The sequence below is a fragment of the Paenibacillus sp. S150 genome (assembly GCF_019352175.1).
Taxonomy (GTDB): Bacteria; Bacillota; Bacilli; order Paenibacillales; family Paenibacillaceae; genus Paenibacillus_AQ.
Window position 1 is genome coordinate 62968 of the sequence record NZ_JACBYI010000003.1, and the last position, 24923, is coordinate 87890.

The 24923-nt window shown below is 53.9% G+C and carries 22 protein-coding genes; 2 read left to right on the forward strand and 20 right to left on the reverse strand.

The features are described from left to right. Positions 1-409 precede the first annotated feature (409 nt). The 3 genes from HYD27_RS04775 to HYD27_RS04785 are packed head-to-tail and all read right to left on the reverse strand — an operon-like array spanning position 410 to position 3798. Positions 410-811 (reverse strand): NUDIX hydrolase, encoded by a 402-nt coding sequence (locus tag HYD27_RS04775; protein WP_219212089.1) that lies wholly within the window; start codon positions 809-811, stop codon positions 410-412. A 20-nt stretch (positions 812-831) separates the two neighbouring features. Continuing rightward, a complete protein-coding gene (locus HYD27_RS04780; RefSeq protein WP_219212091.1) occupies positions 832-2805 on the reverse strand; it encodes a GTP-binding protein in 1974 nt (657 codons plus the stop codon). Between the two features lie 9 nt (positions 2806-2814). After that, a complete protein-coding gene (locus HYD27_RS04785; RefSeq protein ID WP_219212093.1) occupies positions 2815-3798 on the reverse strand; it encodes an aldo/keto reductase in 984 nt (327 codons plus the stop codon). Between the two features lie 282 nt (positions 3799-4080). Here HYD27_RS04785 and HYD27_RS04790 point away from each other — a divergent pair, with 282 nt between their 5' ends. Then, positions 4081-4284, forward strand: a complete 204-nt coding sequence (locus tag HYD27_RS04790) for a TOBE domain-containing protein (protein ID WP_219212095.1) — start codon at positions 4081-4083, stop codon at positions 4282-4284. Between the two features lie 273 nt (positions 4285-4557). After that, complete coding sequence (locus HYD27_RS04795) at positions 4558-5124, forward strand: GNAT family N-acetyltransferase (RefSeq protein WP_219212097.1); 567 nt, start codon at positions 4558-4560, stop codon at positions 5122-5124. A gap of 49 nt (positions 5125-5173) precedes the next feature. On the opposite strand, the gene cysK (HYD27_RS04800) is transcribed toward HYD27_RS04795, so the two are convergent. From cysK (HYD27_RS04800) to HYD27_RS04880, 17 genes are all read right to left on the reverse strand, one after another. Then, the gene (gene cysK / locus HYD27_RS04800; RefSeq protein WP_219212099.1) at positions 5174-6097 is read right to left on the reverse strand and encodes a cysteine synthase A; all 924 of its coding nucleotides are present in this window, start codon (positions 6095-6097) and stop codon (positions 5174-5176) included. Positions 6098-6271: 174 nt separating this feature from the next. Beyond that, positions 6272-7147 (reverse strand): ABC transporter ATP-binding protein, encoded by an 876-nt coding sequence (locus HYD27_RS04805; RefSeq protein WP_219212101.1) that lies wholly within the window; start codon positions 7145-7147, stop codon positions 6272-6274. A 62-nt stretch (positions 7148-7209) separates the two neighbouring features. After that, the gene (locus HYD27_RS04810) at positions 7210-8748 is read right to left on the reverse strand and encodes a nitrogenase component 1 (protein ID WP_219212104.1); all 1539 of its coding nucleotides are present in this window, start codon (positions 8746-8748) and stop codon (positions 7210-7212) included. A 24-nt stretch (positions 8749-8772) separates the two neighbouring features. Further along, entirely contained in the window at positions 8773-10113 is a 1341-nt protein-coding gene (locus tag HYD27_RS04815) for a nitrogenase component 1 (RefSeq protein ID WP_219212106.1), read from the reverse strand. After that, positions 10110-11066 carry a cysteine synthase A gene (gene cysK, locus HYD27_RS04820; RefSeq protein ID WP_219212108.1) on the reverse strand — a complete coding sequence of 319 codons (957 nt, stop codon included), beginning with the start codon at positions 11064-11066 and terminating at the stop codon, positions 10110-10112. Before cysK (HYD27_RS04820) ends, HYD27_RS04815 begins: the two co-directional genes overlap by 4 nt. Before the next feature lie 427 nt (positions 11067-11493). After that, a complete protein-coding gene (locus HYD27_RS04825; protein ID WP_219212110.1) occupies positions 11494-12663 on the reverse strand; it encodes an alanyl-tRNA editing protein in 1170 nt (389 codons plus the stop codon). 180 nt (positions 12664-12843) lie between these two features. Then, entirely contained in the window at positions 12844-13608 is a 765-nt protein-coding gene (locus HYD27_RS04830; RefSeq protein ID WP_219212112.1) for a TSUP family transporter, read from the reverse strand. Positions 13609-13800: 192 nt separating this feature from the next. Continuing rightward, positions 13801-16146 carry an ABC transporter permease gene (locus HYD27_RS04835; protein ID WP_219212115.1) on the reverse strand — a complete coding sequence of 782 codons (2346 nt, stop codon included), beginning with the start codon at positions 16144-16146 and terminating at the stop codon, positions 13801-13803. A gap of 1 nt (position 16147) precedes the next feature. Next, positions 16148-16936 (reverse strand): ABC transporter ATP-binding protein, encoded by a 789-nt coding sequence (locus HYD27_RS04840; protein ID WP_228744983.1) that lies wholly within the window; start codon positions 16934-16936, stop codon positions 16148-16150. Between the two features lie 170 nt (positions 16937-17106). Further along, complete coding sequence (locus HYD27_RS04845; RefSeq protein ID WP_219212117.1) at positions 17107-18375, reverse strand: HAMP domain-containing sensor histidine kinase; 1269 nt, start codon at positions 18373-18375, stop codon at positions 17107-17109. A gap of 2 nt (positions 18376-18377) precedes the next feature. After that, a complete protein-coding gene (locus tag HYD27_RS04850) occupies positions 18378-19067 on the reverse strand; it encodes a response regulator transcription factor (protein ID WP_219212119.1) in 690 nt (229 codons plus the stop codon). A 155-nt stretch (positions 19068-19222) separates the two neighbouring features. Beyond that, a complete protein-coding gene (locus HYD27_RS04855) occupies positions 19223-20293 on the reverse strand; it encodes an ABC transporter substrate-binding protein (protein ID WP_309242016.1) in 1071 nt (356 codons plus the stop codon). Positions 20294-20317: 24 nt separating this feature from the next. Further along, entirely contained in the window at positions 20318-21196 is an 879-nt protein-coding gene (locus HYD27_RS04860) for an ABC transporter permease (protein ID WP_219212121.1), read from the reverse strand. A 24-nt stretch (positions 21197-21220) separates the two neighbouring features. Beyond that, positions 21221-22018, reverse strand: a complete 798-nt coding sequence (locus HYD27_RS04865) for an ABC transporter permease (RefSeq protein ID WP_219212123.1) — start codon at positions 22016-22018, stop codon at positions 21221-21223. 37 nt (positions 22019-22055) lie between these two features. Then, on the reverse strand, positions 22056-22832 hold the full coding sequence (locus HYD27_RS04870; RefSeq protein ID WP_219212125.1) for an ABC transporter ATP-binding protein: 777 nt from the start codon (positions 22830-22832) through the stop codon (positions 22056-22058). Positions 22833-22845: 13 nt separating this feature from the next. Next, positions 22846-23577: a 5'-methylthioadenosine/S-adenosylhomocysteine nucleosidase gene (mtnN, locus tag HYD27_RS04875; RefSeq protein WP_219212127.1), complete on the reverse strand. Its 732-nt coding sequence runs from the start codon at positions 23575-23577 to the stop codon at positions 22846-22848. 39 nt (positions 23578-23616) lie between these two features. Next, on the reverse strand, positions 23617-24834 hold the full coding sequence (locus HYD27_RS04880) for a radical SAM protein (RefSeq protein WP_219212129.1): 1218 nt from the start codon (positions 24832-24834) through the stop codon (positions 23617-23619). Between the last annotated feature and the right edge of the window lie 89 nt (positions 24835-24923).

Genomic DNA, 24923 nt, shown 5'->3' on the forward strand with positions numbered 1-24923 from the left:
ATAACTAATTCGGCTGAAATTAGCCGTATGGGGGTAGCGGGCCTCTATTAAGTGTACAAAATCCCACTAAAGCCCGTTCAAGCCAGAATCCCAGCCCATTAGTGTTACTTTTTACACTTCGCTTCCGTTCCCTATGAACCTCCTTGCGTTCCATCAGCTTGTTCAGGTTCGCCGGTTCCATTCCTATACATTAAGTTTCCTTATTGTGTTTTTTAAAGATGACAGAACCGCCTCCCGCTTAAACAGCGGAGCGGACGGACCCGCGGAACAGCGGCAGCGATCCCGGTTAGCCTCCCTTCTCCAGAATGGACAGAAAAACATAATCCCCTAAACAAGTACAAAGCCCGCCTCAGGCCATGGAAATGGCTCAAAACGGGCTTGAACGCTGGTTTTTGTTGATGTATATCCGTTAATTCAGCAGCATCAGTTCATGGAGCTGGTCAAATATAATCCGGCTGACCTCCGACACACGCTCCCGGTCTCCATAAGAAAGCCAGGCCATTTCCGCAATTTCTGCAGCCGGAGCCAATTCACCGGTGTAACCGGCGGTAAAGCAGGCCATCTTCACCAGCACCCCTTCCGCCTTGCCATCCGCTGCCGCTTGAAACGTGCCAAACGGTGTGACCGTATCCGCCAAGATATCCACAGACAGCTCTTCCTTGACTTCACGTATCAACGTCTGGATATCGTTCTCACCGGGCTCTCTTTTGCCTCCGGGAAAGTAATAGGTATCCTTGCCTTTGGAGCGTGTACCCAGCACATGTCCATCCGCAATCACAATCCAGGCGACTTTATCGATGATTTCACTCATAATGCCGGTTCATCCTCTCTTCACTTGCGGTCTTCATAACCGTTTTTGATATGCATATGCGCCCGTGCTTCATCCCAAGGCACAGAATAGGACTGCCCTTTGGCGCAGAAGACAGAAGAAGACGTATATGCCGGATCGGCATCCTTATTGTAATTCTTCAGTGCGATCACTTCGTCCGTCTGGCGGCAGGGCTGATACTCTGCAACCTTGAGCGATAATGCCCCTTTTCCTTGTGTCATCGAAGCCAGTCTGACCGCGTAATTCATAAAAGCGGCTACCGGCACCTTCCCGGTAATTACAGCTTTGGCTCCTGTGATCTCCGGCGGGGCAAAGCTGCCGCTGGCCTGCTGAATATCTGTCATTACTTTGCCCAGATCACCGGTGTCTATCCTGATCTTGAGGTCGTAGACCGGCTCCAGCAGGATATTGTCTGCCTGCTCCAGACCCTGGCGCAACGCACGGAACGAGGCTTCCCGGAAATCTCCCCCATGGGTATGCTTGTTATGCGCTCTTCCGCTCAGCAGTATCATCCGCAGATCCGTAAGCGGAGAGCCGGTAAGCAGACCATGGTGTCCGCTCTCCAGCAGATGCTGTCCAATTTGGTGCTGATACCCCACCGCCAGGTCATCGGGATGGCACTCGTTGATGAACACAAGCCCGCTGCCCCGCGGGCCTGGTTCAAGCTTCAGCAGCACTTCGGCGTAATGCTTCAACGGTTCAAAATGTCCACAGCCGTACACAGGAGCGGAAATCGTCTCCTTGTAAAGAATCTCCGGCGGGCCAAAAGCTACCGGGATCATGAACCGTTCGCGCAGGAGCTGCTCCAGAATCTCCAGCTGAATCTGCCCCATAACCTGAATATTCAGCTCCTGCACCAGTTCATCCCAGCTTGTGTTAAGGGAAGGATCTTCCGCTCCCAGCAGCTGAAAAGCATTCAGCACCTCTTTCAGATGAACCGGAGGCCCGAACAGCACCTTGGACTTCAGCGTCGGAATTAGCTCACTGCCCAGCCTGTCCTGCAAAGCACCTACACCGTCTCCCGGCATAACTGCCGACAGCCCGGTGACAGCGAACAGCTCACCGGCAGCAGCCCAATCCGCTGAGGTATATTTCAGGCCGTTGTATTTGCGTATCCCCGTAATCCGTTCGGGTTCAGTCTCATCATCCGGTCCGCAGGCCAGCTCTTCCCTTACTTTGAGCACTCCCTGCAGCGCTTTGATGTATGTAATGCGGGTACCCTTCTCATCGTGGCGGATCTTGTACACCCTGCCGGCAAAAGGCAGTGCGGCATCATAACCGGTCACAGTCAGAGTCTCCAGCCACCGCAGAAACGGGGTAATTCCCTGATCCAGCAAGGCGGAGCCATGCATGCACGGGAATATCCTTCCTGCGCGTATCATCCGCACCATGGCTTCTTGCGCCTGCGATTCTCCCATAGTCCCTTCAAGATAAGCTTCAAGCAAGGCCTCATCGCGTTCGGCGAGAAAGGCCTTGATATCCTCCGGCAATTCTGTCCCCCCCGATTCCGGGAGCTTCAGCGCATCAGCGCTAAGCTGGCCGCGAATCTCCCCGAACACGCGCTGCGGTTCAGCCCCCGTACGGTCGGTTTTGTTGATGAAGAAGAAGGTAGGAATCCCGTGCTTGCGCAGCAGCTGCCATACCGTTTCCGTGTGGCTCTCCACCCCCTCGACCGCACTGACAATCACTACCGCATAATCCAGCACCTGCAGTGCGCGCTCCATCTCCGGGGAGAAATCGACATGTCCCGGCGTATCCAGCAGAAAATACCGCGTATCCCCGTAAACAAACTCTGCCTGATCGGCAAAAACGGTGATCCCGCGCGCTTTTTCAATCTCATGCGTGTCCAGGAAGGTATCCTTATGGTCCACTCGGCCCCGGCTGCGTATAGCCTGTGTGTGATAAAGCAGCTGCTCGGCGAAGGTTGTTTTGCCGGCGTCTACATGCGCGAGCAGGCCGATGGTTATATTTTTCATACAGTGTGGCTATACACCTCCACGGATATGCGGAGCAACCTCAGTCCGGTAAAAAGCGCTTAGCCGCTCCAGCTCCACTGTGCTGAAGGATGGAACTTCAGATGCGGCAAGATTGTCCGTTATCTGGGATTCATTCTTGAATCCGGGGATGACACAGCTGACAGAGGGATGGTCCAGAATCCAGCGCATCGCCGCTCTGGCCATGCTGCCGCGTCCATCCGCAATCCATTCGAGTTCCCGGGCCAGCTCCACACCTTTCACAAAAGGCAGTCCGGCAAAGGTTTCGCCCACATTGAACTGCTCCCCGTTGGCGTTGAAATTCCGGTGGTCGTTGGCAGCAAATGTGCTGTCTTTCTTGAACTTTCCGGTCAGCAATCCGCTGGCAAGCGGCAGCCGCACCAGTATTCCTGCCCCTGCCGCTTCCGCCCGGGGCAGCAGCTCCTGCGCCGGCTGCTGGCGGAACAGATTGAAGATCACCTGCAGCGCTTCAACACCGGGATACTCCAGGCTGAGCAGCCCTTCTTCAATCGTCTCTACACTGACTCCGTAATGGCGGATTTTCCCTTGTGCCTTCAGCTTGTCCAGCACCCGGAACACACTTCCGTCACGCAGGATTTCAATGGGCGGGCAGTGAATCTGGTACAGATCAACAGCCTCCCGGTTCAGGCGGCGCAGGCTCTGCTCGCAGTAATCGCTTACCTTACGCTCCGAATAGGTCCCGGGATCATGGATGTCACCTGCCCGGCAGAATTTAGTGGCAATATGTATCTGATCCTCTTTGCCCCTGGTTGCCTTCGCGAGCAACTCCTCGGCATGCCCGGAGCCGTATACATCCGCAGTGTCAAAAAAATTGACTCCCTGCTCCAGCGCCAGCGCCAGCCCCTTCAATCCATCCTCATCCCGGCTCACGCCCCAATCGCCGCCAATGGCCCACGTGCCGAAGCTCACCTCGCTGACGGATAACCCTGTCTTGCCCAGTTTGCGGTAATTCATCTATTCAACCTCCCGTTTGGTTTCATATGATGCATAATGAGCAGCCGCCCACCTCACCTATTATGAAGGCTTTGCTTTTGAAGGTCCAGCCTCGCCCATACATTCAGAACATTCTTCAAATCTCTCACCAATAACCCTGGATATCACAAGGAAATTCTTGTTTACTGAATATATATCTAGTATGATCTAGTTATATTTAAATCACTATCCGCCAATAACATCCAAGAACCACACTATACATTGTTTTTTCGCCATCATTCTAACTGAAGGGAAGGATAAGCCATGAAAATCAGCGCCAGAAACCAGTTTGAAGGCAAAGTGGTCTCGATTGAAGAAGGGCAAGTCAATGCCAAGATTGTTGTCGACACAGGCGGCCAGAAGATTACTTCCATTATTTCAGTAGAAGCCCTGCGCGAGCTGGAGCTTAAAGAAGGCTCTCCTGTCACTGCTGTCATCAAGGCATCTTCCGTATTGCTGATGGCCTAGCAGCCAATCCTCCTTAATCCAAGCACTCACAAAAAAGGACTCAAACCCAGGCCCAGCTTGGATTCGAGTCCTTTTTTGCCTTCGAAGCCAAGACCCCTCTTTGTCGGGACACTCAACAGACCCTGCCCTGAATGGCCGCCTTAGCAAATCTCGGTTCATCCGCCGGCATGATGTTGCCGCTGCTTACTTGACTGGTAAAAATCGAAAAATAAACCCGGGCATATTTTACTTCGTGAGATCAGCTCTGCTATGATAAATCCGGAGGCGACTTACATGACACTTGAGTTCATGACTTACGATGAGTGGGACGACGCGCTATGGGCAAGGCTCGAACCGCTCTACCGGGAAGCTTTCCCCCACGGTGCCAAGCCGGTTAACATTCTGCATGCCATGCTGGACAAAAAAATAGCCTGGCTCCACACCGGATACCAGGACGGAACAATCGCGGCGATGGCAGTTACAGGTCTTAGCGGTTCCACTGCGGAACGAATGCTGATTATTGATTACATGGCCGTAGATGCTGCGCAGCGGGGCCGTGGTTTGGGCAGGCAGTTTCTCGAGAGCCTCTGCAATTGGGCGGTGAAGGAGCATCATATACATGCGGTTCTGATAGAAGTCGAAGCGGACAACACGGAAGAGAACGCAGCGCGGGTCCGTTTCTGGGAGCACTGCGGATTTATCGGCACCTCCTATGTGCATCAATACATCTGGCTGCCTGAGCCTTACCGGGCCATGGTGCTTCCGCTCAGCCGGGACTTTGCCGTTTCAGATGACGGACAAGCCTTATTCCGCCATATTACCAGCTTTCATATGAAATCCTTCCGTAAAAGCAGAGGCTAGCGCCAAATAGTCGGTGAGCTTACGAATGCGTGACCTTGTTATTGGAATGTCAGAAAAAATCCATGCTCAAATACCGTTCTCCGCTGTCCGGTGCTATGCACAGCACCTTTTTATGCGGCCCCAGTTTTTTGGCAATTTGCATGCCGGCCCATACTGCCGCTCCTGAGGACGGGCCTACAAGCAATCCTTCACTGCGGGCAAGCAGCCTCATAACTGACAGGGCGTCTTCATCGGCAACCTGGATGATTTCATCATAGATAGCGGTATTAAGCACAGCCGGTATAAACCCCGGACCGGTACCGGTAAGCCGGTTAGGTCCGGGGTTACCGCCGGAGAGTACGGGAGAACCCTGTGGTTCAACAACATAGATAGAAATTCCCTTAATGAGGCTTCGCAGCGTTTCTCCGGTTCCGGTAATTGTACCGCCTGTGCCAGCGCAGGCTACAAACGCATCCAGCTTACTGTCTGTCTGCGCTGCGATTTCGACCGCAGTTGTCCTTCTGTGGATGTCCGGATTGGCTGCGTTCTCAAATTGCCCGGGCATGAAGCTGCCTGGAAATTCTGCATGAAGCAGACCTGCAATGTCCAGCGCGCCTTTCATGCCTCCGGCAGCCCGCGTAAGCACCACCTTTGCACCATAAGCCTTCAATAATTGAATACGCTCAGAGGATGCATTATCTGGCATGACGATAACACAGCGGTACCCTTTGACTGCACAATTCATGGCAAGTCCGATTCCTGTATTGCCGCTCGTGGCTTCAATAACCGTTCCTCCGGGCCGCAGTCGGCCTTTTCGTTCAGCATCCAGGAGCATATGGTAAGCCGCCCTGTCTTTGACGCTGCCGGACGGATTGAAGCACTCCAGCTTAACCAGTACCTCCGAATGTCCCGCTCCTGTCAGCCGCTGCAGCCTCACCACCGGTGTATTCCCGATCAGCTCTGTAATTTGGTTCACCACAAGTGCTCTTGCCATTCCCTGCTCCTTCCGGTACTTATATCTTCCTGCACAACCTCTACAAGCGGAAGAGCTCACCGTAAAAACATGCTCAGCATTGCCTTTCCGCACCGGAGCGGCGAAGCCGATTCAAGCCATCGCCAAGCACATCTTAAATCACAGTGTTCCATTATCTCAAGCCGCCATGAACGTTTATAGCACTGCCGATGAGGACAGCTGCTCTGCAAGCTCCAATGTTGTCTGGGGTGCAGCCTGCTGCTGTACACCTTTAACCGGTGCGCTGTCTCCCTGCAGCAGTTCCCATACCCGGTGCCTGATCCAGCTGAAATCAGCGGTGGCCTGCACATCCCCAACACGTCTGGGGCGGGGCAGGGCGACATCGACAATATCGCGGATTCTGCCCGGATTGGGCGACATGACAACGACACGGTCGGCTAGAGCGACTGCTTCATCAATGCTGTGGGTCACGAATACAATCGTCTTCCCGGTCTGCTCCCAGATTTGCAGCAATTCATCCTGCAGCGTTTCCCGGGTCTGTGCATCCACTGCGGCAAATGGCTCATCCATAAGCAGCACCTCAGGGTCATAAGCAAGTGCGCGGGCAATCGCCACCCGCTGCTTCATTCCACCCGACAGCTCATACGGATAACGGTCGCCATAGCCGCTTAACCCGACAAGCTCCAAATAACGGTCACTGACGGCTTTGCGGTCTCTCTTTGGAACCTTTTTGATTTCGAGGCCAAACTCTATATTGCGGCGGACCGTCCGCCAGGGAAATAAGGCGTACCCCTGCATAACAATACCTCTGTCCAGAGCGGGGCCGGTGATTTTTCTCCCGTCAATGTACAATGCGCCTTCCGTCGGAGCCGCAAGCCCGGCGATCAGATCCAGCAGTGTTGACTTCCCGCAGCCGCTGGGTCCTACAATGGTCAAGAATTCACCGGGCCTTACCGTCAGGTCCACTTCCTGCAAAGCGGTAAATTCCTTCCTGGCTTCTTCTGTGTTCCGGCGGATCGAATACTTGCGGGTTACCCCGCTGATGATGATTTTTGCTTCAGTTGCGGACATTTCACATTCTCCTTTCTTCTTTTCAGATGCCTGATGAGTTAAGGCCTTCCTGCCGCCTCCTGCTAACCGATGTGGGCAGCCGCTGCTGCCGAATCGTTGATATAGCTGAACGGGTCCTGCTCATACCAGCTCTCCCGGTAAGGGAGCCTTGTATTACTGCGCAAATTCCTGTTAAATGCAGGATTTTTGAGAATGCGGCTGACCCGTGCAGCCACCTCATAGACACCTTTATAACCGAGATAATCATCGCTCTGTCCGAACAGCGGAAAAATCGGGAAGCCCTGCTTGGCCGCCGAGCCGTTTACACCGATATGCCCGACGAACAGATCCGGTATGATTTTGGTGAGCAGATTGGCCTGTTCAAATACCTGCCCTGCACCTACGTTAAAAATCGTCTGCTCTGAACCCGGCACATCCTCCAGGTATTCATCAAGCAGATGCTCCCCATATTTGTCGAAATGGTATCCCCGCAGCCCCAAAATCTCCATTCCGAGGTTATGCAGCAGCTCAGCGGTAGTGAGTATCCGTACCTCGCCTCCGGTAATAAAGGCCGTTTTTCCTTTGAACTGGGCTTTGTAGGGTTCCAGCGCTTTCTCCAGCTCCGCGGTTTCCGCCGCAATCAGCCGTTCTGTCTCTTCCTCAAGGCCAAAAAACGCAGCGATATCCCGCAGCCATTTGTTGGTATTGGCAATCCCTATTGGAATCGTCCGCAGCACGTAGGGAATCCCGTACTTTTGTTTGAAATGCTCCACGAAATAATCGTCATGTGTGGCACAGATGCTTACATTTAGGGCAGCTTCATGGGCATATGTAAAATCATCCGGATGTGAATAGGAAGGCAGAATCCGCACGTTCAGATCCAGGATTTTCAGCAGGCGCACCAGCTCTTCCTCGTCAATCCGGCTCATGGAGCCGACATTAAGCAGATTAACCGTTTTGCTGATTTTGGCCTGATGTTGCGTCTCCTCCTCCGGCGTCCGAAGGACCGCAGGCTTCGTGCTTTTATCTTCACCCACCAGATTGCGGATCAGACCATGATAGACAGAGTCATAGGCGGTTGCCTGAATTTTGGTCTTGAACCCTTCGCAGTGAATAGGCACCAAGGTAGCGGATATCTGCTTTTGCAGATCATCCACGATACCGTCAATATCATCGCCGATCAGGGCGGGAACACAGCTGTTGAACACCAGAATGGACGCGGGGCGGAATTCGCGCTCTGCCTTCAGCACCGCCTGCCGCAGCTTGGCTTCTCCTCCGCTGATCACATCTACCTCGCTCAGGTTCGTATTGATCCAGCGCAGACCGACGGCGGATTCCTGACGCAATTTCTGGAACACCTTGTTAATCCCGGCGTTTTGGATCAGGTTTCCGCCGCAGCCGATCGGGCTGTGAATTACCATCACGGCATCGCGGAGCGAGCTGATCATCGACAGGCTTAGATTCAGCTGGCAGCCCTGTGTCTGTGAGAAGGTCCGTTTTGAAGCATACAGGCAGCCTTTCTTGGAATCTGCAGACAGTCCGCTGCAGGTGCCACCGTACGCTCCGCAGGCCGCAAGACGGTCTTCACGCACTGGCGGTACCTTATGTTTGATATAATCCATTGGACATTACCTCCTGTTTACTGGTTAGCGGTGGCTGACGACAAGACTCAATATGTCCTCGGCAAGGGTAAGGCCGCCGGAATATCCGGCGTAAGCGCGGTTAAGGACTACTCGGTTGGAGATCGGATACGTCACCGGAAGCAACGGCACCTTGAATTGCTCTGCCGTATCGCGTTCCATAACACTTCCGATAATGAATCCGGGTGAGAACCCTTTATGATATTTTTGCCCGTGGCTCTGCGGCCAATGACGGTTGATATGCCCTCCGATGCTCGAAGCGTCCTGATCGAACACAACCTCAGGGATTAACCCCGATTCATAATCGCTGAAGGTTGCGAGCACCCGCTCTCTCTGCGGCTCATCCAGAATATCCGTAACCACTACCAGCTCCGGCAGCCAGCCAAGATCGTCGGCGAGGAATCTGGTCAGCGCCTGGGTATAATTCGGATCGCCGACCACAGTCGCGTAACGCTGGAAATCCAGGTCATTATAGACATCCGCCAGCCGCTCCAGATAGGGATAATAAGCCTTGCGTTCCTCGCGGATCAGCTTCTCCACCTTGAATTCATCCACACCGAGCGCCTTGCCTACTGTACGCAGGAAACGCGAAGTGCCATGATCGCCGATGGGCATTTGTACGGTAAGATAAGGAACATCATGCACTTCTTCAAACACCTTCGCCGCCTCAATGCCATATGCATCCGAAACGACGATATTCAGGCTGGACCTGGCAGCGTTCTTCAGATTATCCAGCGTCTCTCCCTGGCCGAAAAACGTATTCGTCTCAAAGCCCAGCTTCTTCAGTAAATCCTTCAGCACACCGAGGTTGCCTTTCCAGAATACATCCTGCATCGGGACAACTCCCCACAGATTGACGGTGCCTGCGTCCTTGACCGGTGAGGACTCCACGAATTCGCGGAATAAAGTCTCCAGAACAATCCCGTAGCCGTAATAGGAATTGCCCTTGAAGCTGACCGTTTCCGCTGCGAGCACCGGCAGCTCGCCCCCCTTGAAGCGTTTGGCTACAGCATGTACATTGTCGCCAATCATCTCAACCATGCAGCCTGTGACCACAAAATACAGATCGCCGTCCATGACCTTCAATGTATTCTCGATTTGTTCTCCGAGCCGTCCCTCGCCCCCGAATACAATATCCCGCTCGGACACGTTGGAGCTGGGAAGCGCTTGGCCCCCGCAGTAATTCCCCCCGTTGTATCCCGAAGCTCCGCTTAAGGCTCCGGCAAGATTGCCCCCGCAGCCGGACGAAGAATGCAGGATCGGGATGGCGCGGGGCAAGGACTGGATTGTGCCGATGGCACCGCCCAGGGCGCACACGTAGCGCGGCCTTTCAATTACTGGGCTCATGATATCCCTCCAGTCTGTACCGGCTTCTGAAACAGTTCGGTGGATAGATACCTTTCCCCGGTATCCGGCAGCAGCACCACTATATTTTTGCCTTTATTCTCTTTGCGTCTGGCGAGCTGTGAGGCGGCAAAGACCGCAGCTCCCGAGGAAATGCCGACTACAAGCCCCTCTGTGCGGGATAGCTCCCGGGCCGTCTCCAGCGCTTCTTCATTCCGGACCTTGAACACTTCATCGATGACTCCGCGGTTCAGAATCAGCGGAAGGAACCCGGCGCCAATTCCCTGGATTTTGTGCGGACCAGGATTCCCCCCGGACAGCACCGGAGAATTGAACGGCTCTACGGCTACAATCTTTACGGTTGGCTTCCGCTCCTTTAAGACCTCCCCCACGCCGGTAATGGTACCGCCGGTGCCCACTCCGCTGACGAAGATATCCACATTTCCGCCGGTATCCCGCCAGATTTCCTCGGCTGTGGTCTGCCGGTGGATCTTCGGATTCGCCGGATTGTTGAACTGCTGGAGAACATACGAATTCGGCGTAACTGCTGCCAGAGCCTCCGCCTTGAGAACGGAACCCCTGATCCCTTCCGCCCCGGGTGTCAGCACCAGCTCTGCACCCAGCGCGGTCAGCAGATTACGGCGTTCAATGCTCATCGTGTCCGGCATCGTCAGAATCAGCCGGTAGCCGCGGGAAGCGGCAACGAAGGCAAGCGCTATTCCCGTATTGCCGCTGGTTGGCTCGATCAGCACCGTCCCGGGCCCGATCAAGCCCTGCTCTTCCGCCTCCTTGATCATCGCGTAGCCGATACGGTCCTTGACGCTTCCGGCCGGATTGAAGTATTCCAGCTTGGCAATTACCGAGGCTCCAAGGTGCTTGTCTCTGCTGTAGCCGGCAAGCTCCAGAAGCGGTGTGTTTCCAATCAGATCGGTCAGTTTCTTCGCAACTCTTGACATGCTTGCTTCCCTCCAAGTTTGATAAAAATAAAAAAGGCTTGATTCGACTAAATAATACTTAGTCAAGTCAAGCCTCCAGTTAACCGGTCGGCATATTTAGCCCTAATAGCAAAAGGAATTGTGATAACAATCACACATCAGGACAAGTGGAAACGGCTTCGCCGTCCTTATAAGGACGGTATCCGTTTCAGCGAGAAAGATAAGGCTAATTGATAGCGTAAAACATATAAATTCTAATCTTTGAAAAAAAGAAGCCGGACGCTCCATAGTAAAACTAGGAGCTCCGACTTCCGGAGAACCGGTCAGCCCTGATCTATTATTCCTACTAATCCAATGCTATTAAATGGTTAATCTGGATTATAGAGCAGCCCTTCCCATCTGTCAATGAGGTTTTTCCATAATTTTCGATTATCGCGCTTCCGCTTGTTTAAATGGAACCTTTGGCGAATTCATAAAATCTCAGTGCATCCTCCCAAGCCGGAAAGCCCGCCTGCGCCATTTTGTCGCTTCCGCCGCCTTTTCCCTGGAATTCGCTTAAGGTTGCTTTGAAGAAGGCTCCGCAGGAGAAGTCAGCTCCGCTGCAGGCAAGCACCACTTTATTCTCCGCTGCCGTCAGCAGCAGCACGGGAAGCTTCGTGCTTGCAGTCAGCCTGACGGCAAGACTCTGCAAATCCTTGAACGGCTTCTCTTCAAATACTTCGGCGAGCACGCTGGCTTCCTGCTGCTGTCCGGCCAAAAGCTCCTGTGCCAAATATCCGGCGTTCTGCTCCTTAAATAGCGCCAGCTCAGCCTGAAGCAGCTTCTGTTCGGCCTCCCATTTCCCGATCCGGTCCATAATTTCATCCTTGCCGGTATTGAATTTGGCGGAAAGCGCGCCAAGAATACGCTGGTTAGCGTTAGCCTCATCCAGCGCACGCCCTCCGCATTTGAAGGTAATCCGGATGTTGCCCTTCTGCTTCTCCGCTCTCAGCAGCTTGATCATCCCGATCGCTCCTGTAGAAGAAACGTGGGTCCCGCCGCAGGCATTGTGCTCCACTCCCTCGATCTCGACAATCCGGATATTCTCCGTTACCTTGGGCAGCTTCACCAGCGGCAAGCGGGCCATTTCCTCACCGGTGACATAATAGCTCACAATACTGTGGTCCTGAACAACCTGCCGGTTAACCTCCTGCTCCGCTGCGGCCAGCTGTTCCGGCGACAGCTCCGCAAGCTCAATATCTATGGTCGCATAATCGCCGCCCAGGTGAAAGCTCAAGGTCATCGCCTGGAAGAGGCCGCGGAATACCGCCGAGAGCAAATGCTGGCCGCTATGCTGCTGCATATGGTCAAATCTGCGTCTCCAGTCAAGCTGGCAGCTGACCGTACCTTCACCCGGCACAGCCGCAACCTTGTGCAGCACCTCCTCACCTTCAAGGATGACATCCAGCACAGGAATCCCGCCAATGGTCCCGGCATCGCAAGGCTGACCGCCACCATGCGGATAGAATGCCGTTTCCTCCAGGATCAAGTACAGCCCATCTTCCCGCTCAACGGTTCCGCTGACCGAGGTTTGCCATTCCTTCAGATAGGCGGAATCGTAGTATAGCTTCTTACTCATATCCAGTCTCATCTCCCCACACTTCCCCGGCATCGCCGAAGAGCTTCTCCATGATGCAGCCCGCAATGCGCGCAGTGCCCGTATCCGCATGCTCCGGCCTCCATGACCTCATGCCGCAGCTTCCAGACAGTTTCTTTATGTACTTGCGGAGCTCCATAACATTCATCTCCGCAGCCGTTCTTAGTGCATCGTATCCCATATTTGCTTCCCGATCAAGATAACGGTGACCGCAATGAAGAGCGGACGGATATAGCCGGCACCTTTGCGGATTGCCATTCTGGAACCGACAACAGCGCCGAATACCATCGGTATGCCGAGCAGAAGTCCGTAATACAAGCTGACCGAGCCTACAGCGGCAAACGTCAGCAGGCTTGCGATATTGCTGGCAAAATTAAGCACCTTCGCGTTGCCGGCAGCAGTCACGAACTCAAAGCCAAGCATCAGAAAGGCGAAGATCAGAAACGAGCCGGTTCCCGGGCCGAAGAAGCCGTCATAAAATCCAATAGCCAGGGCTGCGCCCAAGCCGGTCAGAAGTGATTTTTTGCTGCCGCCGTTGAAGGTCGAGACATCGCCCCAGGATTTTTTGAACAGGGTATAGACCGTAATCACGATCAGCATCACAATCACGAGCGGCTTCAGAAACTCCGAAGGCACCTGCCGAACCGTTAGCGAGCCGGCTACCGCCCCAAGCACAGAGAGCGGAACTAAGTATTTGACCAGTCCGAAGTTAATCTTCCCGGAACGCACAAAAGACGCCGTGCTGGTGAACGAGCACAGCGTTCCGGCCAATTTGTTGCTGCCAAGCAGCAGCGGGAGCGGAATTCCTGCAGACAGCAGAGCCGGGATGGCAATCAGTCCCCCTCCCCCCGCCACAGAATCAATCAATCCGGCCAAAAAACCGCAAACCACCAAAATTGCAATCATTGCCATACTGCCATGTTCCATTGCTTCGCTAAGCCTCCTGCCGAAAGTTTTCAGAACTCCAGCATACACAATTTCTGTGACGCGCACCAGACAATTTATTTATCCGTATCCGCCGGGAGCCTGCCGCATTTGCATACAGCAGGCTCCCGCCTGTGAACAAGCCTCACGGGCGGGAGCCATTTATGAAAAGGGTATGTTCGCCGGGCATGCGTATTATTCGGAGATCAGGCCGTATACGCTGATTCTGCGAATCCGCCGCGACACCAGTATGGACACCGCATACGCTGCGGCAACAACGGCCAGACACAGAATCAGCACCTGCGGCAGGCTTACCGAAGCTTCAACATTGTAAATCCCCAAGCCGGAGAGCAGGAGGACAAATAATTGGTCCGAATAAAAGTATCCCAGCACACTGCCCGCCAGCACTCCCGTGACAATAACGGGAAGCAGGCTGAAGGTAATCTGCGTCATCAATTGAAGGGAAGTAAAGCCCAGTCCCTTGAGAACGCCGAATTCATGCTTACGCTTCAGGATCAGCGTCTTGATGACCAGATACAGGATCAGGCTGACCACGAGAATGGTAGCAGAGGCAATAATCCAGGTCAGGGCCGTCATTGCGGCGGCAAAGGTCTTCAGAAGCCCCTGCAGCCGCTCTTCCACGTTAAGAATGTCCCAGGTCCCCGGAAACCGGTCTTCCACGTTCTGCATAAATGCGGCAATCTCCGCCCCATCGTTCAGATACAGATTAACCGATTGCCTTGTATAGTCCGGCACTAATCTGCGGAAGCCCTCATCCGTCATGGATGCAACCATCCCGAGCTGGGTAATCTGCTGACTTAAGCCGGTGATTATATAGTTCTGCGATATTCCGTTTACGGCAACTGCTATCTCATCCCCGACAGATTTGCCGGCACGCTCCGCAACAATGCCGGAAAGAGAAATTTCGTTGTCATTCAGGGGATTTCTGCCGCGAAAGACCGTTTGCGTTTCCAGCTTGCCGAAATCATCCGACACCTGCAGCAGCAGCACATTGCCCTGAATGGATGCGACCATCTGGTCGAGCATTGTCAGCTTCCGCACACCCTCCATCGCCGACAAATCGGCAATTTGCTCCGGAGAAATCCGGCCCTCCTTCAAGGTCAGACTGATGCTGCTGTGCTCCACACCCACCAGACGAATAAATTCCGTGTTGTCTCCGCTCATATTGAACCCCATGATGATGCAAAAAACACTGGAAAACGTCAATCCGGCCACAATCACCAGCAGCATCACATTCTGTCTGGTTTGCTGAAACAGAGCCTTCAGGCCCAGAACCAGCTGCAGGCCCAGCCTTGATCCGGCCAAAGGAAGCCGGTTGGTTCTAAAATTATGATTGCTCAGCCCTTTCTGCAGGGCATTGATCGGCGTAATGAGCCGGACAAGCCTGCTGGCCCGGAAAGCAACCGTCAATACCAGCAGCGCCACGGCCGCCAGGCTGATCAGGGCAGCGGCCAAGTCAAACGCAGACGGCCATAAAAGCCCCATGGAAGAAGAAATCAGATTTCCGGCAAACGGCATCAGTGCTCCCGCTGCCGCCAGGCCCGGCAATCCGGCCGCAAGACTCACCGCGAAGAATTGCAGCAGCATCGCTCCCCTGATCTGCCGCGAGGTATAACCGTTTGCTTTCAGCACCCCAATGTTCACGATAAAATCCTCAATTTGCGCCACGATTTGAAAACGGATTACAATCAGGGCAATGATGACCATGAGCAGTGAGAAGACAACGAGGATCGCGGACAGCAGATTGACGTAGAATTTGTTCCCCTCCATACCTGTCTGCGCATCAATAACCGCAAAATTGCTCCTTGAGTCCCAGGTGGAAATTTGCTCGGACAGCCGTTGGCCTAGCTGTTCGGCCTTCACGGAATCCTGCACGGTGGCGGAGAGCAAATGATACCTGGCTTTTTGGCCCAGCTCTTTCTCCAAATGCTCAAAAGCCGAATCATTCGCAAACAGCTTCACAGCACCCATATTGAAGGTTCCGAGCAAGACATCTTCAAAGAAACCTCCAATCGGAAAAGAGAATACCCGGCTTCCCTCCGAAAATGAAAAGCTGTCTCCAACATCATAGCCGCCGGAAAGATGAAACATTAAAGGCAGGTAGACGGCATCAGGCCGGCCGGATTGCGGATTCACCGCCTTCTCCGGAAGCGGGGACAGCTCACGGGGATTCTGTGCATGCAGGATAAGCAATCCCGCCAGCACATCGGATTCCCCGTATTTAACCTTGCTCTCCTGCAGCAGAAGGGCGTTCTCCTCCTCCAAATAAATGGTCGCCGGATCAGCTTCGACCAGGGCTTTGTAGGCTTCGGCATGGCTGCTGTCGCTATAGTAGGCCAGCAAATCCGGAGTGTGCAGCTCAGCCGTCTTCTCCTCCTGGAACGACCCCAGCTTGAAGCTGACAGAAAGTCCGACAGTCAAGAGCAGCACGGTCAGCGCAACCAGGATAAACAGCGTGGCTGCAGCACTTTTGCGCTTGCGGATATTGGATAAGGCAAGTCTTCCAATTACAGATGCCATGCTACCACCCCAGCTTCGACAAGAAGCTCTGCAGCTTCTCCTGCCGGTCCGGCAGCGGGTTATGCTTGCTGTAGCGCTCCAGGCGCAGCTCCTCCAGCACGACACCATCGCGCAAAAAGAGAATGCGGTTGCCCCGGAGTGCGGTTTGGATATCATGGGTTACCATGATAATGCTCTGTCCCTGCCCGTTCACCTCCGTCAGGATATCGAGCACGCTTTCACTCGCAGCACTGTTGAGCGCTCCGGTAGGCTCGTCGGCAAACAGCGCTTGCGGACTGTTGATCAGCGCCCGGACAATGCCCGCGCGCTGCGCTTCGCCGCCGGAAATCTGCGAGGGGAATTTCTTTTGCGTCTGGGCCCGGATCCCCACTCTGTCCAGCATTTCACGGGCCTTGTCCACCGCCTGTGCCCGGTTCTTCTGGACAAGAAAAGCGGTGGACAGCACATTGTCGAGCACACTCATTGTATCAAGGAGGTGAATCTGCTGGAATACAAATCCGCAGTTGCTGCGCCGGAATACCGCCAGCTGGTCATTGTTCATACCGGTAAGCTCGCGTCCGGCAAAATGAACCTCGCCCAGCGTTGGCTTATCCATGCCGGAAATCGCATACAGCAAGGTGGATTTCCCTGACCCCGAGCTGCCCATAATTACGGTGAAATCGCCTTGATACAATGTCAAATCCAGGTTTTTCAATACATGCTGCTGGGTCCCGCCGTTCGAGAATGTCTTGCCCAGCTTCCTGGTCTGCAGCAGAACTTCTCTTCCCATGTCCTCTATGATTCCCGTCATTATTTGCTCCACTCCGTCCGGCTGTGCTCATTATCCGCCCTCCACATCCGGCGGTTTAATGGCTGCAACGGCAACCGCCATTGCAGCTTAATCATACAACGAAGGTCCTTAACAGGGCTTTGCGCATTCCTTAACCAATTCTTAATAATGTGGTGATTTGGACCACGCTTTTAAACTTTGCCGGCAAGCGGAATATGCAGCCTCACCGTGAACCCGCCGGGGCGGTTGAAGCCCTCGATTTCCCCGTGCATTCTCCGCATCAAATGGCGGGACAGGTACAGCCCAAGCCCGGCGCCGCTTTGATGCTCCGACCGGCTTCCGCGGAAGTATTTATTGAACAGGAACGGCAATTCTTCCTCCGGCACCCCCGCGCCGTAATCGGCAAGCTCCATTTCCAGGTAGCCCTCCCGTATAAAAAAGGCTATATCGATGCCTGTACCTGCATATTTGCGGGCATTGTGCACGATATTGTCCACAACCTGCTGAAGGCGGACCGCATCAATGGCAATGATGCATTCCGGTACCGGACACACGGAGACGATACCGGAATAGTCGGCATTGGCGATGAGCAGCTTCAGCAGGCTGCTGTTCTCTTCAGTTATCTTAACCTGCAGCTCATTCAACTCTTCCAGAGTTGAATGGAACATATCCGTAACCAGCCGGTCGATCTGGTCGGCTTTGGAATAGAGCATGCCGAGCTGCCGGCCCGTCTTCTCGCCGACCGCACTAACCTGCAGCAGCTCGGTGATTGCCTTGATGGAGGCCACCGGTGTTTTGATGTCATGGCTTAGCCCGGCAACCAGCTCCTTTTTGCTTTTGTTGGCCAAATATTCATTCCGCCTGGCGGCGGCCAGTTCCTCGCGCATGATATCAAAGCTTTCGGTAAAGGCTCCGAACAGATGATCCCGGTCCATCTCCAGCGGAAAATCCAGCTCTCCGCGGGCAATATGCCGGGCAAACCGCTGCATCCTGCCGAAAGGCCGGATAATCATCCGGTTCAAATAGGAAATATACAGCAGCCCGAGCAGCAGCAGCAGGAGAATAGCAGCTCCGCTTGCCAGCGCAAATTGCCTCTTCCAGCGGCTGAAGACGTCCCGGTCATCGTTATGAACAATCACCTTTCCTACAACTTGCCCGTCTACCGTCAGATCCATCGGGGTCTCCCTGTTTTTGAGCGCCTCGTTGACAGAGCGGGACAATCCCGCTTTACTCTGGAACAGCAGCTTCCCGTCCTGATCCAGAACGGCGTATTCCAGGGGGCCGGGAATACGCTGGAACAGCTCCGGTGTTCCCCAGTTTCGTTCGGTCTGCTTCACGATCCCGTTAATAGCCACCCGGTCCGGAGGCGCATTCTCCTGCAGGCTCGTCAACAGCACAAACAGACTGATCCCGATGACCGCCGCGGCGGCGGCAAAAGCACCCAGCAGCTTGCGGAGCATGGCTAATCCTCCTGAAACACGTAGCCAACGCCCCAGACCGTGCGGATAAATACCGGTTCGTGGGGATTTGGCTCGATCTTCTCGCGTAAATGGCGGATATGTACATTCAGGGTTCCGTCTCCGGCGAATACATCCCCCCAGACCCCTGAGAACAATTCTTCCTTCGGGATGACACGGTTTTTATGCCGGATCAAATAGCTGAGCAGCTTGTATTCCATCGCCTTCAGCTTAAGCGGTTCGCCGTTCTCAAGGCTGGCCCTCCGGGATTCGGGATCAATCCGTACCGGCCCTGCGCTCCACGTTTCCCTTTCAGGTGAAGTTCCATCGGAGTTCAGACGCTTGAGCACAGCTTTCACCTTGGCGAGCAGAACGCGCAGGGTATAGGGCTTGTGGATATAATCATCCCCCCCGATTTCCAGAGCAATCAGAACATCATCCTCGGAGGTCCGGGCGCTGATGAACAGGATTGGAATGCCTGTCTCCTGCCGCAGCTCCTTGCACAGCTGGAAGCCCGAGGTTTCGTTCAGGTTAATGTCGAGCAGCAGCAGAGACACCCTGTGCTCACGCAAAAAGCTCCGGCAGGCCCGGGCATCAGTGACATATGCCGCCCGTACGTCGAACAGATTAAAATATTCACAGGTGGTCTCGGCCAGCTCCCGCTCGTCATCCACAATCAGACAATCATAGTCCATGGCAGTCTCCCTTTTGAAGCGTCTTTCGTGATATATTCCGGCTCCGCGGAGGAACCTCCTACTATTTTAGCATATTAAGTAGAAACGGCTTATACAGAAGGCTCCGGACTGTGAATAATCTTCACGGACCGGAGCCTGTTTCAACTCGTATTGTATTATTGCAGCTTCCATGAGCTGATGTCGAAATCTTGTTTGGCCAGCTTCTCCTTCACCAGGAAATTCTTCGTTCCCTCCAGCAGCGCAGTTCCTTCTTCAGAGAAAGCTGTCTCCTTGATATCGCCGATCGGATAGACCTGTTTGGCAATCTCGGGTGTCGTATCATTGACTTTGGCTATGAATTCATAGTACTCGCTCTCATGCAGCTTCAAATCGGCCAGAGCTTTCTCGCGGGCATCATTCCATACCTTGGGGAAGGCGGAAAACTTGCTGAGATAGTTCTCTGAGACTACGGTTACACTGGAGCCCAGCAAAGCAGGGTGCTTGGTGGCATCATCCAGCAGCGGGTAGCCGTCAGCAACCTGCTTCAGGGCGGGTACCCCGTTATTCGTGGTGGCATCCACATCCCCGCGGGCCAAAGCGGCGGCGGCATCCGGAATCAGCATATGAACGAATTTGTAGCCGCTTACTCCCTCCTCTTCCAGCAATCCAGCAATGTAACGGTGCATGAAGGAGCCTTTTTGGATGGCTATCGTTTTGCCCTGTAAATCCTGCACCGTCTCCGGTCCGTCCTTCTTGCCGATCAGATAGGCAATCTGGTTGGTTGCCAGCTGCGAAATTAACCGCGTCTTGGCACCGGTGGCGTACGCGATAATTGCCGGTGTGTCGCCGAGGCTCCCGAAATCCAGTCTGCCGCTGATAAGCGACTCTGTCTGGTCCGGACCGTTCGGGAAGCCCGTTACCTTAACCTCTGTAATCCCGTACTTAGACAGTTCCTCCTGGATTATCCCCTTGTACAGCCCCCAGCCTTCTGCACCACCCGGCAGATTCAGCGTATTGGAGCCGATGAAGCCGTAGTTCAGCACGGCGGGAGCTGCAGCTGTACCTTCTGTTTCTTTAGCCGAAGCGGCGGCGGCGCCCGTGTCAGAACCGGCTCCGGCGTTATTGCTGCCGGGATTCCCGCAAGCGGAGAGCAGCAGAATAACTGCCATCAATGCCGAAATGGGCAAAAAATAGAACCGGTTGATATAACTCCTGCGAAGCTCTGATTGTATATGGTGAATATTCACTGCCAATTCCCCCTTTTCTGTTTCCTAACCCTGATAATTGTCTCTCCAGAACAGCAGCCGGCGTTCCAGCAGGCGAACCAGGGAATCAATCAGCTTGCCAATGACGGCAAAGATTACAATTCCCACAAAAATAACGGCAGTGTTCGAATTCTGCTTCGCCTCATTAATAAGGAAGCCTACACCGGATTGCGAGCCGATCAGCTCGGCAACTACCAGACCAATCCAGGCAACGGCCAAGGATAGCCGCAAGCCAAGTAAGATGTCCGGCAAGGCTGCCGGCAATATCAGCCGCCGCAATCTGTCGGCTGCCTGGAAGCCGAGCACCCTGCCCACTTCAAACAGCCTGTTGTCCACCTGCCGGATGCCGATGAATGTGTTGATATACATCGGAAAAAAAGCTCCGGTCAGAATAATGACCACCTTTGACACCTCTCCGAATCCGAACCAAAGGATAATCAGGGGAGCGATAGCCAAATGTGGAACCAGCCGCAGAATCTGAACGCTGGGGTCCAGCAGATATTCTGCCGCCTTGGACAGGCCGGCCAGGATTCCCAGGAGCAAGCCCAGCCCGGCACCGATCAGAAACCCGAGTCCGGCTCTCCCCATACTGACATATAGATGATGCACCAGCTCCCCCGACGCCGCCAGTTTCAGAAAAGTCTTGAATATCGCCACCGGGGACGGCAGGAATTCATCAGACGCAACTCCCATAATGCTGGCCAGCTGCCACGCTGCGACTGTCAATAGGGGAATGGCAGCCCCAATGGCGATGTCTGCAAAGAGCGGCTTCCACCGTACCGCCGCCGAACCTGAAGGGGGCAGTTTGTTGCGTGCAGGCTGGCTCACACTTTTATCCAGAGTTGTTGCAGCACCCGGCAGCACTCCCTCAGAGATTTCAGTCATGTTTTACCTCCTTCCGTTCCGGCCTTAAGAGCCTTCTTTCCAGCCCAGCAGTCTCCTCTCAGCCTCACGGACCAAAATATCGCTGAGAAGGCCGCATACAGCAAAAGTGATGATCCCCACGAATACTACCGGTGTATCGGCAAACTGGCGGGCGTCGGACATCATATAGCCTATGCCGGAAGTCGAAGCAATCAGCTCGGCGACAACCAGACCCAGCCAAGACAAGCCAAGCGATAAGCGAAGCCCGAGGAAAATATTCGGGAGCGCCGCAGGAAGCACCAGCTTCACCGTCTGCTTCAATCTGCTGAAGCCCAGCACACGCGACACTTCAAACAGCTTGTTATCCACATTGCGGATCCCCATAAAGACGTTGATATACAATGGAAAAAAGGCGCTTTTGGCAATCAGCAGCACCTTCGATTCCTCACCGATGCCGAACCATAGAATGAACAACGGCACCACTGCAAGACTCGGAATCATGCGGATCATTTGCAGTGAAGGGTCAAGCAGCCGCTCGCTTTTACGGAAGAGGCCGACTATGATTCCCAGCACCAACCCAAGAATGCCCCCGAGCAGAAATCCGGCCACAACCCGAACCAGACTGATCCGCAGATGCATCCATAGATCACCGGAGACCGCCAAAGCGGCAAATGCCTGTACGATTGTATAGGGTGTTGGAAAAAGCATCTCCGAAATGACTCCATAATGGCCAAGCAGCTGCCAAAGCAGCAGAACAGTGCCGGGAACGATCAGCCCCAGGCTGAATACAGCTGCTCTTCCTGGGCTTCCTGAAATCTTAAATGCGGCTGTCCTATTCGACATTCCCCTTCTCCTTTCCGGCCGGAGATCAGCCGTTTCTTTAAATCCCCGCCCCATCGACCAGCTCCAGCTCATCCACATTTTCAAAATAATTCAAAACCTTAAGGCGCAGCTCCTGAAAGGAAACCGTTGTTTTTTTGCGCGGATAGGGCAGGTCCACAGGGACGATTTTACGTATTTTACCCGGCCTTGGCTCCAGAATGACCACCCGGTTGCCCAGAAATACAGCTTCATCAATATCATGGGTAACCAGGATCATTGTCGTTTGATTAGTCTTCCAGATTTCCAGCAGGACCTGCTGCATATGCGCACGGGTAAAAGCGTCCAGGGCGCCGAAAGGCTCGTCGAGCAGCAAAATCTTCGGATTCCGCAGCAGCGCGCGGGCGATGGAGACACGCTGCGCCATTCCTCCGGACAGCTCCTTGGGATATGCCTTTTCGAAGCCTTGGAGCTTCACCAGCCCGATCAGCTTATCCACCTTTTCACGCACCTCTTGCTTGGAAAGCCGCAAATCCGAAGCGATGTTCTTCTCCACAGTCAGCCAGGGGAAGAGCCGGTGCTCCTGAAAAATAAACCCCTTGTCGATGCCGGGTCCGGCTATTTGCTCACCTTCCAGACTGACACTGCCGCTATAGAGCGTATCCAGACCGGCCACAATACGCAATAAGGTGCTTTTGCCGCATCCGCTGGGACCGATCACCGTAATGAACTCCCCTTCCTGCACCTGCAGGTTCACATCCTCCAGAGCCTGCACCGGTCCGGCTGCAGTTTCAAACTGCTTGTTCAGCTGCGATATCGTCAGCAAGGCTTCTCCCATTCTTGTTCCCACCTTAGGATAATTTAAGTTTCAGGACAGAATCCGCAGATACCCCGTAGAATTCCTTCAATGATTGCAGAACTACAGAAACCGGTCTGCGGGCGATATCCGCCAGCTCGGATTCCAGGGGGATTGCGGCCTCCTCATCCGCCAGGTCCGACAATACTCTGACAACCGCAAAAGCAACTCCCTTGGCTGCACAGACATGCGCGATGGCTGCCGATTCCATATCAAAGGCAACCGGAGCAAAGTCGCGGATAATTTCCGCCTTGCGAATACTATCATTCAGAAAAAAATCTCCGGTGGCAATCCGGCCGGTGAAAAAACGGTAGCCAAGGCTTCGGCTAACCTGTTCAACGGTTCCGATGAAGCGGTCGGGCACAATATTGGGTGAGGCTCCCGGCACCATTCCGGCGGCAAAGCCCTCTGTGAGACTGACAAAATCAATCTGCCTGTAATCCGTGCCAATCACAATATCGCCGGGTTGCGCGTGCGGGACAAGACCTCCGGCATAACCTATATTAACAACCAGCTCCGGTGAGAAAGCTGCCAGAAGCTCCGCCGTCCGGTAAGCCGAGTTCACTTTGCCTACCCCGCTGACCACGGTGTGAACCTCCAAATCCAGCAGCGGATGATGGTAGGTCCCCCTTTCTGTCCGCTGCCAATGCGGTTCGTGCAGGAGCACTTCATGCAGAGGGAAAATTTCCTGTTCTACCGCGCCGATAACAGCTATCTTCTTTGCCATGCTCGCAGCTCCCTTTCTGTCTGACTTTCCGGTCTTTGCTTATATTGCTTCTTCCACGGACTCATTTGCCGTGAACACGGGCAAAAGCTCCTCGTCAATGGCGAACAAATCATGGATCAGGAAGTTCGGGCTCGGGGCAATATCAAAATAATCATTGTAGGTAAAACCATACTTTTTAAAAATTTCATGGGATTTATAGGCCATATCGAGATGCCACTCCGCCCTTGGCGTCCGGTGGCCCTCCAGCGCGCTGCCCGGATTCGGAATCCAGGCTCCCGTCAAGGACAGCACACCAATCGAAGCCAGGTATTCCACACCTTCAAGTGTCGCTTTTTTAGGTTCAATGCCGGCGACAAAACCGGATCTGACCTTGCCTTTGCCGAATACCTTGGCTGCATATTCCAGCGCCTTGATCCAGTGCTCCCTGCCTCCGCATTCGGCGACCTTGCCCGGAAGAATGGCATTGTAGAAGTTGGTGTCCCACATTTCAAGGTTCATCGCGAGTGTGCGGAAGCCGGCTTCCTTATAGCGTTCGATAATGCCGAGGTCAAGCGGAGCGCCGATAACGGCCGTGCCGTTGAAATCCTGAAGCCCGGTATGCTCCTGAATCGCTTCTGCCACATCAATGTAGTAATCCACCTCCCGCCGCTCCGGCACGAAGCCTCCGGTAATATTCGTATGTCTGGCTCCGTCCAGCTTATAAGCGGCAGCTACCGCTTCACCGATCTGCTTGGGGTTCTTCCATTTGATTCCCTCAAGCTCCGAGTAAGTGTCCTTGGTAGCGTTGATGTTGCAGAACAGGCAATCCTGGCCCTTTTCTTTCAGCGAGCATTCATTGCTGTAGGCGATGGAAATGGTCCCCCCATGGGCAAAGGAGCCGATTCTGGAAAAAGGCGTTCCGTCGGATGCCCGCTGGCTGTAGAACTTCGGCCGTTTCTCAAATTCAACCGGGAACAGCTCCTTTTTACGGTGGGTCAGCACATATTGCCCGCTGTCGTACACAATTTCATAATCCGATTTACGGTCCCAGTTGAAGCTGATCCGCAATCCGCCCGGCGTTTCGTAGCCCGTAGGCAGGTCAAAGCCCTCATGGGTTTCATGATCCATTTCAAAGCATAAATGCACCTGCTCCTGATAATCGCCTCCCAAGCTTAGATGCTTGAATATCGCCGGATCTGCGGCTACCCCTTCAACCCCCAGTTCATTCTTGATGGCCAGCTCGCGGTATAAATCGCTTTTGATGTGTGCTCTGCTCATATGTCACTCTCCCAATTTAATAATATTCAATGCGCATACTCGGAATAATAGCGGGGCAAGTTCTTTTTCCGGCTCCGGCATATGACAAC